14 protein-coding genes are annotated in these 12,461 nt (G+C 73.0%); 7 read left to right on the plus strand and 7 right to left on the minus strand.

The genetic code is table 11. The annotated features are described in order from the left end of the window. Positions 1-163: 163 nt before the first annotated feature. The gene (locus ACFVU9_RS24240; RefSeq protein WP_387596531.1) at positions 164-1,375 is read left to right on the plus strand and encodes a serine hydrolase domain-containing protein; all 1,212 of its coding nucleotides are present in this window, start codon (positions 164-166) and stop codon (positions 1,373-1,375) included. Between the two features lie 160 nt (positions 1,376-1,535). After that, a complete protein-coding gene (locus ACFVU9_RS24245) occupies positions 1,536-2,180 on the plus strand; it encodes a hypothetical protein (protein ID WP_387596534.1) in 645 nt (214 codons plus the stop codon). A gap of 37 nt (positions 2,181-2,217) precedes the next feature. On the opposite strand, the gene ACFVU9_RS24250 is transcribed toward ACFVU9_RS24245, so the two are convergent. Beyond that, positions 2,218-3,066, minus strand: a complete 849-nt coding sequence (locus ACFVU9_RS24250) for an alpha/beta fold hydrolase (RefSeq protein WP_387596537.1) — start codon at positions 3,064-3,066, stop codon at positions 2,218-2,220. Positions 3,067-3,308: 242 nt separating this feature from the next. Here ACFVU9_RS24250 and ACFVU9_RS24255 point away from each other — a divergent pair, with 242 nt between their 5' ends. Beyond that, positions 3,309-3,719 carry a hypothetical protein gene (locus ACFVU9_RS24255; protein ID WP_380446114.1) on the plus strand — a complete coding sequence of 137 codons (411 nt, stop codon included), beginning with the start codon at positions 3,309-3,311 and terminating at the stop codon, positions 3,717-3,719. 126 nt (positions 3,720-3,845) lie between these two features. Here ACFVU9_RS24255 and ACFVU9_RS24260 read toward each other — a convergent pair whose 3' ends face one another. Continuing rightward, on the minus strand, positions 3,846-4,685 hold the full coding sequence (locus tag ACFVU9_RS24260) for an SDR family oxidoreductase (RefSeq protein WP_387596539.1): 840 nt from the start codon (positions 4,683-4,685) through the stop codon (positions 3,846-3,848). A gap of 109 nt (positions 4,686-4,794) precedes the next feature. On the opposite strand from ACFVU9_RS24260, the gene ACFVU9_RS24265 reads away from it, so the two are divergent. The 3 genes from ACFVU9_RS24265 to ACFVU9_RS24275 all read left to right on the plus strand — a co-directional run bounded on the left by ACFVU9_RS24265 (position 4,795) and on the right by ACFVU9_RS24275 (position 6,560). Beyond that, entirely contained in the window at positions 4,795-5,166 is a 372-nt protein-coding gene (locus ACFVU9_RS24265; protein WP_387596542.1) for a winged helix-turn-helix transcriptional regulator, read from the plus strand. 151 nt (positions 5,167-5,317) lie between these two features. Next, positions 5,318-5,956: an ATP-dependent Clp protease proteolytic subunit gene (locus tag ACFVU9_RS24270; protein WP_380446104.1), complete on the plus strand. Its 639-nt coding sequence runs from the start codon at positions 5,318-5,320 to the stop codon at positions 5,954-5,956. Position 5,957: 1 nt separating this feature from the next. Further along, the gene (locus ACFVU9_RS24275) at positions 5,958-6,560 is read left to right on the plus strand and encodes a ClpP family protease (protein ID WP_380446105.1); all 603 of its coding nucleotides are present in this window, start codon (positions 5,958-5,960) and stop codon (positions 6,558-6,560) included. Positions 6,561-6,634: 74 nt separating this feature from the next. Here ACFVU9_RS24275 and ACFVU9_RS24280 read toward each other — a convergent pair whose 3' ends face one another. Continuing rightward, positions 6,635-7,069 (minus strand): helix-turn-helix domain-containing protein, encoded by a 435-nt coding sequence (locus tag ACFVU9_RS24280; protein WP_387596547.1) that lies wholly within the window; start codon positions 7,067-7,069, stop codon positions 6,635-6,637. A 189-nt stretch (positions 7,070-7,258) separates the two neighbouring features. Between ACFVU9_RS24280 and ACFVU9_RS24285 the strand changes: the two genes are divergently transcribed. Next, complete coding sequence (locus ACFVU9_RS24285; RefSeq protein ID WP_387596550.1) at positions 7,259-7,933, plus strand: lysophospholipid acyltransferase family protein; 675 nt, start codon at positions 7,259-7,261, stop codon at positions 7,931-7,933. 50 nt (positions 7,934-7,983) lie between these two features. Here ACFVU9_RS24285 and ACFVU9_RS24290 read toward each other — a convergent pair whose 3' ends face one another. The 4 genes from ACFVU9_RS24290 to ACFVU9_RS24305 form a co-directional block, all read right to left on the minus strand. Continuing rightward, the gene (locus ACFVU9_RS24290; RefSeq protein WP_387596553.1) at positions 7,984-8,742 is read right to left on the minus strand and encodes an alpha/beta fold hydrolase; all 759 of its coding nucleotides are present in this window, start codon (positions 8,740-8,742) and stop codon (positions 7,984-7,986) included. Between the two features lie 223 nt (positions 8,743-8,965). Next, positions 8,966-10,528 carry an AMP-binding protein gene (locus ACFVU9_RS24295; protein ID WP_387596556.1) on the minus strand — a complete coding sequence of 521 codons (1,563 nt, stop codon included), beginning with the start codon at positions 10,526-10,528 and terminating at the stop codon, positions 8,966-8,968. A 109-nt stretch (positions 10,529-10,637) separates the two neighbouring features. Beyond that, a complete protein-coding gene (locus ACFVU9_RS24300; protein WP_387596559.1) occupies positions 10,638-11,306 on the minus strand; it encodes a hypothetical protein in 669 nt (222 codons plus the stop codon). Between the two features lie 82 nt (positions 11,307-11,388). Further along, positions 11,389-12,441, minus strand: a complete 1,053-nt coding sequence (locus tag ACFVU9_RS24305) for a BTAD domain-containing putative transcriptional regulator (protein WP_387596562.1) — start codon at positions 12,439-12,441, stop codon at positions 11,389-11,391. Between the last annotated feature and the right edge of the window lie 20 nt (positions 12,442-12,461).

Below are 12,461 nucleotides of genomic sequence, written 5' to 3' on the forward strand. Positions count from 1 at the left end.
GCGGGTCGCCGTACCTCTTCATAGTGCGCGCCTCCAGCTCCGTCACCTGACCTGGGGGGCTAACCCCCGCAACTATTCGGGTGGTAGCCGGTTGGGCAAGGGGTTGGCCGGCGCGGCACGCTGGGCGTGAACGGGGAACGGGCAGCACGAACAGGGGATGTCGATGAGGGCACGTACGGGGACGGCGGCGCTGTGGGCGGGCGTGTGCGCGGTGGCGGTCACGGGGCTTCTCCCGGCTACGGCCGTCGCGGAGCCGGTGCGGGTGCCGGGGAGAGGGCCGCTGTTGGTGTCGGTGTCGGGGGAGACGGCGCCGCCCGCCGGCCTCGCCGAGGGCGTCGAGCAGGCGGTCGCGGACGGGTTCCCGGGGGTCCTGGCCTACGCCAGGGACGGGGAGCGGGAGTCGCGGGTGGCGGCCGGCGTCGCGGACCTCGCGACCGGCGAGCGGGCCCGGCCGGACCAGCGGTTCAGGATCGCCAGCAACACCAAGTCGTTCGTGTCGACGGTGCTGCTGCAACTGGAAGGGGAGGGAAGGCTGTCCCTGGACGACAGCGTGGAGAAGTGGCTGCCCGGAGTGGTCGACGGGAACGGCAACGACGGCTCGGCCATCACCGTCCGCCACCTGCTCAACCACACCGCGGGCATCTACGACCCCACCACCGAGCCCGAGTTCTTCGCCCCCTACCTGGAAGGCCACGACCGGGACTACGTCTACACCCCGCGCGAGGTGATCGCCCGCGCCGTCCGGCACGAGCCGCTGTTCGCGCCCGGATCCGGCTGGTCGTACTCCAACACCAACTACCTGGTCGCCGGTCTGGTCATCGAAGCGGTCACGCACCACAGCGCCTCCGCCGAGATCCACCGGCGGATCCTCGCCCCGCTCGGCCTCACTGACACCACCTTCCCGCTGACCGATCCGGCCATCCACGGCCCCCACCTGCACGGTTACGACTTCAAGCACCAGGACGTGACGCGCTTTAGCCCGTCCTACGACTGGACCGCCGGCGCCATGATCTCCACCGTCAACGACCTGGCCCACTTCCACCGGGCCCTGTTCACCGGCGAGCTGCTGCGCCCCGCCCAGCAGCGCGAACTCCTCACGACGGTGCAGTTCCCCCACGCACCGGCGTACGGACTCGGCGTGCAGCACATGGACGTGTCGTGCGGCGCGGCTCCGGGCACCCGGACGATCGGCGCCTGGGAGACCGACGGCGGCGGGCCCGGTTTCACCAGCGTCTCGCTCACCACCACCGACGGCGAGCGGCAGCTGGTCCTCGTCGGCAACCTCTACGACCTCGGCGCCGACCTGAAGGGCGAGCCGCCCGTCCCGCTGAGCAAGGGGATGATGCGGGCGCAAACGGCGGCGCTGTGCGGCTGACGCGCGGCCGCGGCGCCGTGCACGACGGGGGAGGGGCCGGCCCGGGCCGGCCGAGAAGGCAAGCCGACGTGCGACACCCGTCAGGCGATCCGGTTCACCGCGAACTGCCCGGCGCACCGGCGTCGGCCGCTGTCAGTCGTGACCGCTACTGTCTGCGGTCATGGGACTTTCGATCACCGTGGGACTCCTGGACGACCAGGCGAGGAACGACGCCGAGGGACTGGCGCACTTCCGAGGCGCCTTCGCGCGCCTGAGCGCGGCGCTCGCGGACGGCGGCGTCGACTGGCACGAGCCGGAGATCGCCGATCCGCCCGCCGCGCCCGCCGTCTCCGCCCACTTCCCGTACAGCTACCTGTACCACCTGCGTCGCGTCTTCGTGCTCGCCGGGCGCGGCGAGCGGCTCACTCCCGCGCTGGAGACCGACGCCGAGCAGTACGAGCGCGACGGCCGGAAGATCCAGGACGAGACGTCCATGTTCGCCTCCCATCTGCTCTGCCACGCCGACAATTCGGGCTACTACATACCCGTGGACTTCGACGATCCGCTCTTCCTCCCGGAAGAATCGGACGTCGCCGGGTACGGCATGGTCGGCTCCAGCCAGCGCCTGCTGGCCGAACTGGCGAGCCTCGCACCGTCACTCGGCATCCACCTCGACGCCGACGGCACGCTCCCCGCGGCGGAGGACTCCACCCTCGCGGACCTTGAGCCGGGGTCCCCCTTCGAAACGGAGAAGATCGCCTGGCACCAGCTGTACCGCGCCTGCCGGGCCAGCATCGCCGACGGCAAGGCCATCGTGTTCCTCTGAGCCCGGCTGGCGTGGCCGGTCGGGACCGCGGCTCCGGTCAGCCCGCGAGGTGCTCCAGGAGGAGGGGCATGATGCGGTCGGCGTCGGCTTCCGGGAGCCAGTGGGTGGCGCCCTCCAGGGGGACGAAGCGGTAGGGGGCGCTCACGTGCTTGGCCGTCAGTTCGGCGGCGTCGCGGCCCAGGGCCATGTCCTCGGTGCCCCAGACGAAGAGCGTGCGGACGGTGATCTCCCCGGCGGGCACCCGGAGTTCGTCGTTGATCGCGCGGTACCAGTTGAGGCCGGCGGTCAGTGCGCCCGGCTCGGTGAGGCGACGGACGTTGGACTCGATGAGCTCCTCCGTCAGTGCGCCCCGGTAGAGGGTGTGCAGGCGGGCCGCGTCGTCGGCGAGCATCCCGTGCTCGGCGACGTTGCCCGGCTGGCGGAAGAGCTTGACGTACTGCGAGCGTTCGCGCTGGTCGCTGCCGTTGTTCATGGCCTCGAAGAGCGCCTCGGGGTGCGGCGTCGCGAGGACGGTCAGGCTGTGGAGCCGCTCCGGGTGGGCGGAGGCCAGCGCCCAGGCGACGAGGCCGCCCCAGTCGTGGGCGACCAGGTGGAAGCGCGGCGAGCCCAGTGCGTCGGCGAAGCCGAGGGCGTCCGCGACGAGGTGCTCGACGGCGTAGTCGGCGATGTCCTCGGGGCGGGCGTCGGGGGAGTAGCCGCGCTGGTCGACGGCGACCGCGCGGTAGCCGGCGGCGGCCAGTGCCGTCAGTTCGGCGGTCCAGCAGTCGGCGAACTCGGGGAAACCGTGCAGCAGCAGGACGAGTTCACCGTCGGCGGGCCCGGCGGCGAGCGCGTCGAAGGTGTGCGGGCCGACGGTCAGCCGGGTGGGAGTGGGCGTGGTGGTCATGAGACGAGCTCCTGTCGGTCGTACGTCAACAGGACGATCACACCACAGGGTTGACGGGGTGACGACAGGGGGTCGGTCGGACGAGGGCGGGCCGGGACAGTCGCAGGCTGTTACAAGGCGGTGACGTTTCGACCACAACCGACCGGCGCGGTGCGGCGTCCTTATACATGACAGGGCCCGAACCGCACCGGACACCGCGGTCGGGCCGGCACCCACCTCCCCTCGAAAGAGGTGTACCCGTGATCGTCTCCAAGCGGAACTCCATGCGCCTGGCCGCCGTGACCGCCGTCAGCGTGCTCTCCATCGGCCTGGCGGGCACCGCCATCGCCGCCACCCCGTCCGCCCCGGCGGCGCAGCCCGTCGCCGCCGCGGCCGCCGCCCAGGCCGGGATCACCGCCAAGCCGTCGGTGACGTCCGTCCGTGCCTGGGAGCTGTTCCGGGTCAACGGCACGACCACCGGCCTCAAGCCGGGCACCAAGGTGACCCTGCAGCAGAAGCAGCACGGCAAGTGGGTCACCCTGCCGGCGTCCGTGAACACCAACCGCAACGGCGCCTACTCGCTCGGCGTGAAGCTCGGCATCAAGGGCCTGAACGAGCTGCGCATCGTCAGCGGGAACACCGCGTCGCCCGTGTTCACCGTGACCGTGCGCTGACGTGCGGCCACGGTCGCGGTCGTCGTCAACTGCCGGGGTGGCAGCTGACGCCTGACCAGGCGGCGGCGGAGTGAGGGCGGCCGGCCCCCACGCTCGTCGAGGTGGGGGCCGGCCGTCGGCCTGTGATCAGCGGAACGCGGCGGCGTTGCGGGCGGCCCAGTCGGCGAACGGGCGCGGCGCGCGGCCGAGGACGCGCTGGACGTCGGGGCTGATCCGCAGTTCGGCCGGGTTCGGGGAGCCGAGGATGTCCAGGGTGTCGTCGGCGAGTTCCACCGGCATGGCCCGGGACATCGCGGACCTGGCCTCCTCGCGCGTGAGCTCGGCGAACCGGACGGGCGAGCCCAGCGCGGCGGCGATGGCCTCCGTCTGCCGGCGGGGCGTGATGAGCTCCGGGCCGGTCAACTCGTAGACGCCGCCGGTGTGCCCGTTCTCCACCAGGCAGGCCGCCGCGACCTCGGCGATGTCGGCCGGGTCGACGATCGGCACGCCGACATCGCCGAAGGGGGCGGCGACGACCCGCTGCGCGCGGACGGACTCGGCCCACCAGAGGGCGTTCGAGGCGAAGCCGCCCGGTCGGAGGATCGTCCACTCCGTTCCGGACTCGCGCAGGGCGTCCTCGACGCCGTGTATCGCGATCCGCGTCGGGCCGAACGGCCTGGTCGCCACACCCTGCGAGGACAGCAGGACGATGCGCCGGACCCCGCGAGCCGCGGCCCGGCCGATGATGTCGGCGGGGTCGGCGCCGGCGGCGTGCATGTCGCCGGACAGCAGGAGGAACAGTGCCTTCGCCCCCGTCAGGACGGGCTCAAGGCCGGCGGGCCCGGTGAGGTCGGCCGCGACATGGCGGACTCCGTCCGGTACCGGCGCAGCGCGTCGCGACACCGCCGTCACCTGGTGGCCCGCGGTCGCGAGCGCCTGCACCAGCGGTCGGCCCACGTTTCCGGTGGCCCCGGTCACCACGATCATGATCAGCTCCTTGCTCGACAGCTCGATGGCTCGATTTCCTGAGGTGGCCTTCACGGTAGGAGCCGGAGCTAATCTTTCGTAAGGACATACCTTGAGGTAAGCTCATAACATGGTGGGAGGAGTGCAGTTCAGGCAGGCCGAGGCCGGCAAGCGGTATGAGGTGTTTCACACCGACTGCCCCGCGCGCGACGTGGTCGACCACGTGACCAGCAGGTGGGGCGTCTGGGTGCTGATCTCGCTGGGGAGCAACGCGCTGCGCTTCTACGAGCTGCGCGAGAGCATCCACGGGATCAGCGAGAAGATGCTCGCCCAGACCCTGCGCGTCCTGGTCCAGGACGGACTGGTCTGGCGCGAGGTGGAACCGACGTCACCGCCTCAGGTCACCTACGGGCTGACCGAGTTCGGCCGGGAGGTCGGCGAGCCGCTGGCCGACCTGTTCGACCGGATCACCCGCCGTCTGCCCCCGCGCGACGCCGGGTAGCCCACGCAGCGGCCATCGGCGGGCGCCTGCCGCGCACCGCCGGCTGGGCTCTGCCCGTGGCGAATCTGCGGCGGGCAGAGAAATCGCATCCGAGGGTCTTCGGCGGTCGAGAGTGATGGGGACAGCATCCCCGGCTCTTCGAGGAGACCTGATGACTCCACTCGGCACCCTCCTGCCCCGCGCGGAGGAGGGAGACACCCCGCCCAGCCGGTTCGACGACCACCTCGCGGCTCAACTGCTCGCCCAGCGGATCGTCCTGCTGGGCACGCAGGTCGACGACGTGTCGGCCAACCGGGTCTGTGCGCAGCTGCTGCTGCTCTCGGCGGAGGACCCGCGCACCGACATCTGCCTGTACATCAACAGCCCGGGCGGGTCGGTCACCGCGGGGCTCGCCATCTTCGACACCATGCGGCTCATCCCGAACGACGTCTCGACGCTGGCGATGGGCTTCGCCGCCAGCATGGGGCAGTTCCTGCTCAGCGTCGGCGCGGCCGGCAAGCGGTTCGCGCTGCCGAACGCGCGGATCATGATGCACCAGCCGTCGGCGGGCATCGGGGGCTCCACCGCGGACATCGAGATCCAGGCGGAGAACCTCCTGTTCACCAAGAAGGCCATCGAGCGGATCACCGCCGAGCACACCGGGCAGAGCGAGGAGACGATCGCGCGCGACGGCGACCGCGACCGCTGGTTCACGGCCGAACAGGCCAGGGAGTACGGGATCGTGGACCGGGTGGTGGAGTCGCTCGCCGACATCCGCCCGGCCTCGTCGCGCCGACGGATGGGGCTGTGACATGGGGTCGTACACGGTTCCGTACGTGATCGAGCGCACCGCGCAGGGCGAGCGGTCCTACGACGTCTTCAGCCGGCTGCTGAACGAGCGGATCATCTTCCTCGGCACCGAGATCGACGACGGCGTCGCCAACGTGGTCATCGCCCAGCTCCTGCACCTGGAGTCGGAGAACCCGGAGCGCGAGATCTCGATCTACCTCAACTCGCCCGGCGGATCGTTCACTTCGCTGATGGCGATCTACGACACGATGACGTTCGTCCAGGCGCCGATCTCCACGTTCTGCGTGGGCCAGGCGGCGTCGACGGCGGCGGTGCTGCTGGCCGGCGGGGATCCCGGGCGGCGGTTCGTGCTCCAGCACGCGCGGGTGCTGCTGGGCCAGCCGGCCAGCGGCGGGCGGCAGGGGACGGTCTCGGACCTCAGCCTCGCGGCCAAGGAGATGGTCCGCATCCGCTCGCAGGTGGAGGAGGTCCTGTCCCGGCACACGCACCACGACGTGGCGACGCTGCGCGCGGACATGGACCGGGAGAAGGTGCTCACCGCCGAGGAGGCCGTCGCGTACGGGATCGCCGACGAGGTGCTGAGCCGGCGGCTCGCGTTCGCCTGAGCCGCTTGACCGCTGACGGCACGGGCACGGGCACGGCGGCCGGTACCACAGGGGTGTACCGGCCGCCGGCCCGGTCAGGCGACGAGGCAGAGGCCGTCGTACCGCGACTGCGCCGTAGGCGACTTCCGGCCGAGCCGGCTGGTCCGGGCGTGCCGGGCGAGGTCCTCCTGGGCGAGCGAGAGCAGGTCGCCGAGGCCGAGGCCGAGGGCCCGGGCGGCGGCCGCGAGGACCTCGGAGGAGGCCTCCTTGCGTCCGCGCTCCAGCTCCGACAGGTACGGCATCGAGATCCGGGCCTCGTCGGCGACGTCCTTCAGCGTGCGGTCCTGCGCCAGCCGTTCGCGCCGCAGCACGTCGCCGACGAGGTCGCGCCACAGCGGTTCCTTCGGCTCGGACGGCTGCGGGGCGGCGGCCGGCCGCTGCGGGGCACCGGCCGCCCGGCCGGAACCGGCCGGCGCGGTCTTCGGGCGCAGGGGGATGACGCGGGCTTCGTTCGGCGCATGAGTGCTCACCCCTCCAGCCTATGGATCCCGGGCTCCGGGGGAAGGGCGCGGCGTTCTGCCCTGGGTGAAGCCGAGTTGGGGTGTCGCGGACGGGCGACCCCACGCCGGGTTGAGTACGGCTACTCAGGCGGCCGGCGGCGGTGCTCCGCGAGGATGGCGGCACCAGCCCGCGCGTCGAAGGCCAGAAGAGGAACGTCCATGCTCAGCCGGATCGCCAGCACGCTGCTCCCCGTCCTCGGCCGTCTGTCCGTCACCTCCGAACTGGCGGGCCCGGTCGCCCCGGGCAGCATCGTCGTGGCCAACCACAGCTCCCTCGCGGACCCGGGCGTGGTGCTGGCCGCGCTGCGCCGCCTCGGCACCGAGCCGGTGGTGATGGCGACCGCCGGGCTGTGGCGGATCCCGGTGCTCGGCGGGGTGCTGCGGGCCGGCGGGCACATCCCGGTCCACCGGGGGACGGCCCGGGCGGCCTCGGCCCTCGACTCGGCCGCGGCCGCGCTGGCGGCCGGCCGCGTCGTGCTGATCTACGGCGAGGGCTGCCTTCCCGAGCGCCGGGACTCCGGTGACGCCGAGCCGGGCGCCTTCCGCACCGGCCTGGCCCGGCTGGCCGCGGCGAGCGGCGCCCCGGTGGTGCCGCTCGGCCAGTGCGGTGCGCGCCGCCTGAGTTCGGGCAGCGCCACCAAGCAGATCGCCGGCTTCGCCACCGCCCCGCTGCGGCGTCCGGCCGTGCACGTCCACGTGGGCGCGCCGCTCCATCTGGAGGGCTGCATCGCGGAGGCGACGGCCGCCGCCCACCGCGCGGTCACGGCGGCCTGGCGGACGGCGGAGCAGGAGCGTCGGGGGCTCACCCGCCTCCCCGGAGCGTTCGAGCGCTAGCAGGATTCCGTCGTGCCGAGGCCTCCACAGGGGGATCGGCGCCGTCACCGCTACCGCGATCCGGCGGTGTCCGCGAGGAAATCGACGAGCATCCGCGTCACCTCGTGCGGCCGTTCCAGGTTCGGCAGGTGGCCGGCCCAGGGCAGTTCGAGGTGGCGGGCGCCCGGGAGCCGGACGGGCAGGGCGGCCGCGATCTCGCGGAAGTCCGGCAGGTCGTGCGCGCCGGAGACGGCCAGCGTGGGGGCGGTGATCCGGGTGAGGTCGACCTCCTCGCGATCCGGTCCGCCGGTGGCCTCGGCCTGCACCTCGAAGGCGTGCCGCTGCATCCGCCGGACGCTCTCGCGGGCTTCCTCGTCCGCGTCCGGCCCCAGCCACGTCGAGACGTTCAGTTCGACGGCCGCCGCCACGTCACCGGCCTCGATCAGCTCGTCCTCGCGCGCACCGAAGGCGCGCAGCGTCGCACTGGGCTCGTGGCCGGGCATGCCCGCCCCCAGCAGGGCGAGTGCGGACACGGCGTGCGGGCGCAGCGCGGCCACCGTCAGCGCGACCCGTCCGCCGTGGGAGGCGCCGATCAGCGCGGCGGACTCGATGCCGAGGTGTTCGAGCAGGGCGAGGACGTCTCCGGCGTCGCTGTACGGGCGGTCCGCCAGCGGGGAGTCGCCGAACCCCCGGAAGTCGCACCGCACCACCCGGTAGCCCGCGTCGGCCAGCGGCTGCCACTGGGCGTCCCACATCCGGCGGTCGCACACCGAGGAGTGCAGCAGGAGGACGGCGGGTCCGGTCCCGGCCACGTCATGAGAGATGATCATGTGCCGGATGGTAGTGCTGCGCCCGGTGTTCTCCAACCGGGTATCCGCCCTGACGGGCCGTGGTGGGGGTGGCAGCCCTCAGCGCCGCCACCCCCGTTGGCTTCTCGGCACCCGGGCGGTGGTTCATTGAGCCAAACCCCACCATGGGCTGAAAGCGGGTGTGGATCCATGCGGGGTTCGGTGGGGTTTCGGTGAGCGCCCCGCCGTCCGGGCGAACGCGGGTTCAGTCCGCGAGAGCCTCGCGGAGCCGCTTCTTGTCGGGCTTGCCGACGGCCGTCAGCGGGATCGCGTCCACCAGGTGCAGGGCCTCGGGCGCGTAGATGCGGCCCTTGTTCGCGGTGACGAAGGCGCGGACGTCCTCCAGCTGCGGCCGCTGCCCCGGCGCGGGGACGACGGCGACGTGGACGTGTTCGGCCTCCTGGGCGTCGCGCACGCCGTAGACGGCGCACTGGGCGATGGCCGGGTGGGTGAGGAGGAGGTCCTCGACCTCGGTGGGGTAGACGTGGCCGCCGACCACGATGATCAGGTCCTTGAGGCGGTCGGAGAGGTAGAGGTAGCCGTCGGCGTCGAAGTAGCCGACGTCGCCGGTGTCGAGCCAGCCGTCGTGCAGCACCTGCTCGGTGAGGTCGGGCCGCTTCAGGTAACCGGCCATCAGGGTGGCGGAGCGCACGTGGACCTCGCCCGGTTCGCCGGCCGGCAGGTCGGTGCCGTCTGCGGACCGGATCGCCACCTCCACGTCGGGGAAGGGCCGGCCGACCGGCAGCGGGCCGTCGTCGCCGAACCGCGCGTACTCGTCCGGGGTGAGCACGGCGATCTTCTGCGCCTCCGACATGCCGTAGAGGCTGACCAGGATGGGCCCGAACACCTTGACGGCCTCGCGGATCCTGGTCGGGGAGGAGGGGCAGCCGCCGTACGTGATGCGGTGGAGCCCGGCCAGGCCGGTGCGGCCGATGGCCGGGTGGTCGAGCAGCCGGTAGAGCAGCGGCGGCAGGAGCCACAGGTCGGTGACGCGTTCGCGCTCGATGGCGGCGAGCACCGCGCCGGGGTCGAAGGAGCGCTGGAGGACGACCGAGCCGCCGGCGTGGAGCGTCACGTCGGCGAGCACCCCCGCGAGGTGGGCGAGCGAGGTTGCGACGAGGAGGCGGGGCGGCTCGTCGTGCGGACGGCCGTCGAACGGGGTGTCGAGGATGCTGCGGTAGGCGCCGTGGAGGCTGACGATGCCCTTGGGGATGCCGGTGGTGCCGCCGGTGTGGCGGATCCCGATGTCGTCGCCGGGGCCGACGGGGACGGCCGGGTCCTCGGCGGGCCGGCTGGCGGAGGCGGCGATCACGTCCTCGGCGGGCCCGCCCGGCCCCAGCGCGAGGACCGCCGTGACGTCGACCAGGGGCAGCAACTCGGCCGCGTCCGCGTACCGTTCGGCGTCCACGAGCAGGACGGTGGTGTCCGCGCCGGCCACGATCTCGGCCAGGACCGGGGCGCTCATCCCGTCGTACAGGTTCACCACGCGCGCGCCGGCCAGGCCCGCGGCGTAGCGGGCGCTGAGCGCCTCGGCGGTGTTGCCGGTGAGGAGGGTGACGGTCGCGCCGCGGCGGACGCCCCGGGCGACGAGCTCGTGGGCTAGGCGGTAGGTGGCGGCGGCGAAGTCGCCCGCGGTGATCTCGACGCGGTCGGCGGTGGTGATGGCGCGCCGGTCCGGGTCGGTGGACAGGGCCCGCAGGATCAGGGCGGGTGCGCTGATGAACGCCGGGTCGCCCATGGCTACTTCTTCCTTGTAGTTTGCAACCATGTCGTCAGGCTAACCCCACTCCCCGCCGTGCACCGCCGAGTTCCGGCCATGTCCGGCGGGAGTGTCATCCGTGGACGCAGGACGCAGGACGCAGGACACCGGTCCGGTGTCAGTCCACGTCCGGGTAGTAGCCCCGCTGGTACTCCGACAGCTGGGAGACGGCCAGCTCGCCCCCGCCACGGCAGATCGGGCAGACCTTCCTCCCGGAGCACTCCCTGCAGCGGGTCCGCCCATGGGGTTCGCTGGGCCTCCACCCGCGACCGCCGCAGCCGTAGCACCACCCGAGGCCCTCGCACTCGTAGCAGAGGACGTAACCGGGTGTGACGGTCTCCGCTGTCCGCACCGGCTCCGGCCGCTGGAACGGCTTCGGCGCACGGAGTGCCAGTGCCGGCGTCCGCCCGCTGAACATCACGGCGGAGGTGTGGTCGCCGGTCCCGACCCGGATGACGTTGCCGTCACGGTGGGCGAGGACCAGGGTGGCGCGCTTCCCGTCCTGCTGCTCCTCCGATGTCGTGACGTCCCAACCGGCCGCGTCGAGGAGGGCGGCCGCACGGGAGGTGATCTCGGCGGCGGTGACGGTCGCGGGACGTTCCCCGCGGAACAGGGCCGAAAAGTGGTGGCGGAGCGGCTCGTGCCAGTCGGCGAGCAACGGATCGTCGAGGAACAGCAGGTGGAGGTCCGCGCCGGGCGTCAGGTCGCTGATCAGCGCGACCATCTGCTCGCGCAGGGACCGGCCCAGCCGGTTCAGTTCCTCACGTGCTTGCGGTATCTCGCTCACGACAGCCCCCCTGGCGTTCGACCCTATCAAGATCCGGAGCCCGGCCCGGTTCCGTACTCCCCGGAGACGGACGCGGGCCCGGTCAGGAGCTCCGGCCCCGGCGGAGCAGCGTCTGCCGGGTGCGGCGCAGCAACTCGCCGGGGAGCACCCCCAGTTCCTCGCCCAGCCGGTGGCGGGTGCGGTCGAAGACGGCCAGGGCTTCGGCCTGCCGGCCGCCCTGGTGCAGGGCGCGCATCAGGAGTGCGACGACCTGCTCGTTGAGCGGGTGCGCCGTGGCCAGGGCGGACAGTTCGGCGGTCGCCTCGGCGGTCCGGCCCAGCTGAAGCTGCCACTCCGCCTTCCGCTGGGCCAGGGTGATCCGGTGTTCGGTCAGCCGTAGCCGTTCGAGTTCGGCGAACCGTCCGGGGAGGCCGGCCAGGGGCTCGCCGTAGAAGAGGTCCAGCGCCTGGGAGCAGGCGCGGACGGCCTCGGCCAGGTCACCGGCGCGCTCGGCCGTCGTCGCTGCGGCGGCCAGCTCCTCGGCGCGGGCCACGTCGACCTCGACCGCACGGCGGTTGAGCCGGTAGCCGGCCTGCTCCCGTTCGATCACCGGGTCCGTGCCGCCCCCGGGCCCGGTGCGCAGGATCTTGCGCAGCCGGTAGATGTAGACCGGCACGACGTTCCCGATCGGCGGCTCCATCCCCCAGATCCGGTCCAGCAGTTCGTGCGTGCCCACCGCCCGGTCCGGCCGCAGGGCCAGTGCGGCGAGGACGGCTTGCTGGCGAGCCGGCCCGAGGCCGACGGGTCGCCCGTCCCGCCAGGCCCGCGGCGGACCGAGGAGGGAGATCCGCAGGCCCGCGTCGGGCGTACGGTCCGCCGGCCGGCGAGCGCCGGTCCGTGACGGGGTGTCCGCTGCCCGCCGGCGCGGGCCGTGGCCGGGCGTCACCAGTCCGCAGTCGAAGGCGTGGACGATGGCGGCGGCCCGGTCGCGCAGCCGGAGCGTGGCCAGGATCCGGCCGAGGTGGCCGGCCACGGCGCGTTCCGGAATGGCGAGCGAGGCGGCGATCTCGGCGTCCGTCAGGCCGCAGCCGATGGCGTACAGCACGTCGCGCTGGCGGGGGTCGAGGGCGGCGACGGCGGGTGGGCTCGGCGGCATGGCTGCTCCGTGGTTCTGGT

The organism is Kitasatospora sp. NPDC057936 (assembly GCF_042887525.1).
Lineage (GTDB): Bacteria > Actinomycetota > Actinomycetes > Streptomycetales > Streptomycetaceae > Kitasatospora.

What these genes read in the sequence shown, in the direction of transcription:
- ACFVU9_RS24240 (WP_387596531.1), top strand. Translation starts at nt 164, where the DNA reads ATGAGGGCACGTACGGGGACGGCGGCGCTGTGGGCGGGCGTGTGCGCG.
- ACFVU9_RS24245 (WP_387596534.1), top strand. Translation starts at nt 1,536, where the DNA reads ATGGGACTTTCGATCACCGTGGGACTCCTGGACGACCAGGCGAGGAAC.
- ACFVU9_RS24250 (WP_387596537.1), bottom strand. Translation starts at nt 3,066, where the DNA reads ATGACCACCACGCCCACTCCCACCCGGCTGACCGTCGGCCCGCACACC.
- ACFVU9_RS24260 (WP_387596539.1), bottom strand. Translation starts at nt 4,685, where the DNA reads ATGATCGTGGTGACCGGGGCCACCGGAAACGTGGGCCGACCGCTGGTG.
- ACFVU9_RS24265 (WP_387596542.1), top strand. Translation starts at nt 4,795, where the DNA reads ATGGTGGGAGGAGTGCAGTTCAGGCAGGCCGAGGCCGGCAAGCGGTAT.
- ACFVU9_RS24270 (WP_380446104.1), top strand. Translation starts at nt 5,318, where the DNA reads ATGACTCCACTCGGCACCCTCCTGCCCCGCGCGGAGGAGGGAGACACC.
- ACFVU9_RS24275 (WP_380446105.1), top strand. Translation starts at nt 5,958, where the DNA reads ATGGGGTCGTACACGGTTCCGTACGTGATCGAGCGCACCGCGCAGGGC.
- ACFVU9_RS24285 (WP_387596550.1), top strand. Translation starts at nt 7,259, where the DNA reads ATGCTCAGCCGGATCGCCAGCACGCTGCTCCCCGTCCTCGGCCGTCTG.
- ACFVU9_RS24290 (WP_387596553.1), bottom strand. Translation starts at nt 8,742, where the DNA reads ATGATCATCTCTCATGACGTGGCCGGGACCGGACCCGCCGTCCTCCTG.
- ACFVU9_RS24295 (WP_387596556.1), bottom strand. Translation starts at nt 10,528, where the DNA reads ATGGTTGCAAACTACAAGGAAGAAGTAGCCATGGGCGACCCGGCGTTC.
- ACFVU9_RS24305 (WP_387596562.1), bottom strand. Translation starts at nt 12,441, where the DNA reads ATGCCGCCGAGCCCACCCGCCGTCGCCGCCCTCGACCCCCGCCAGCGC.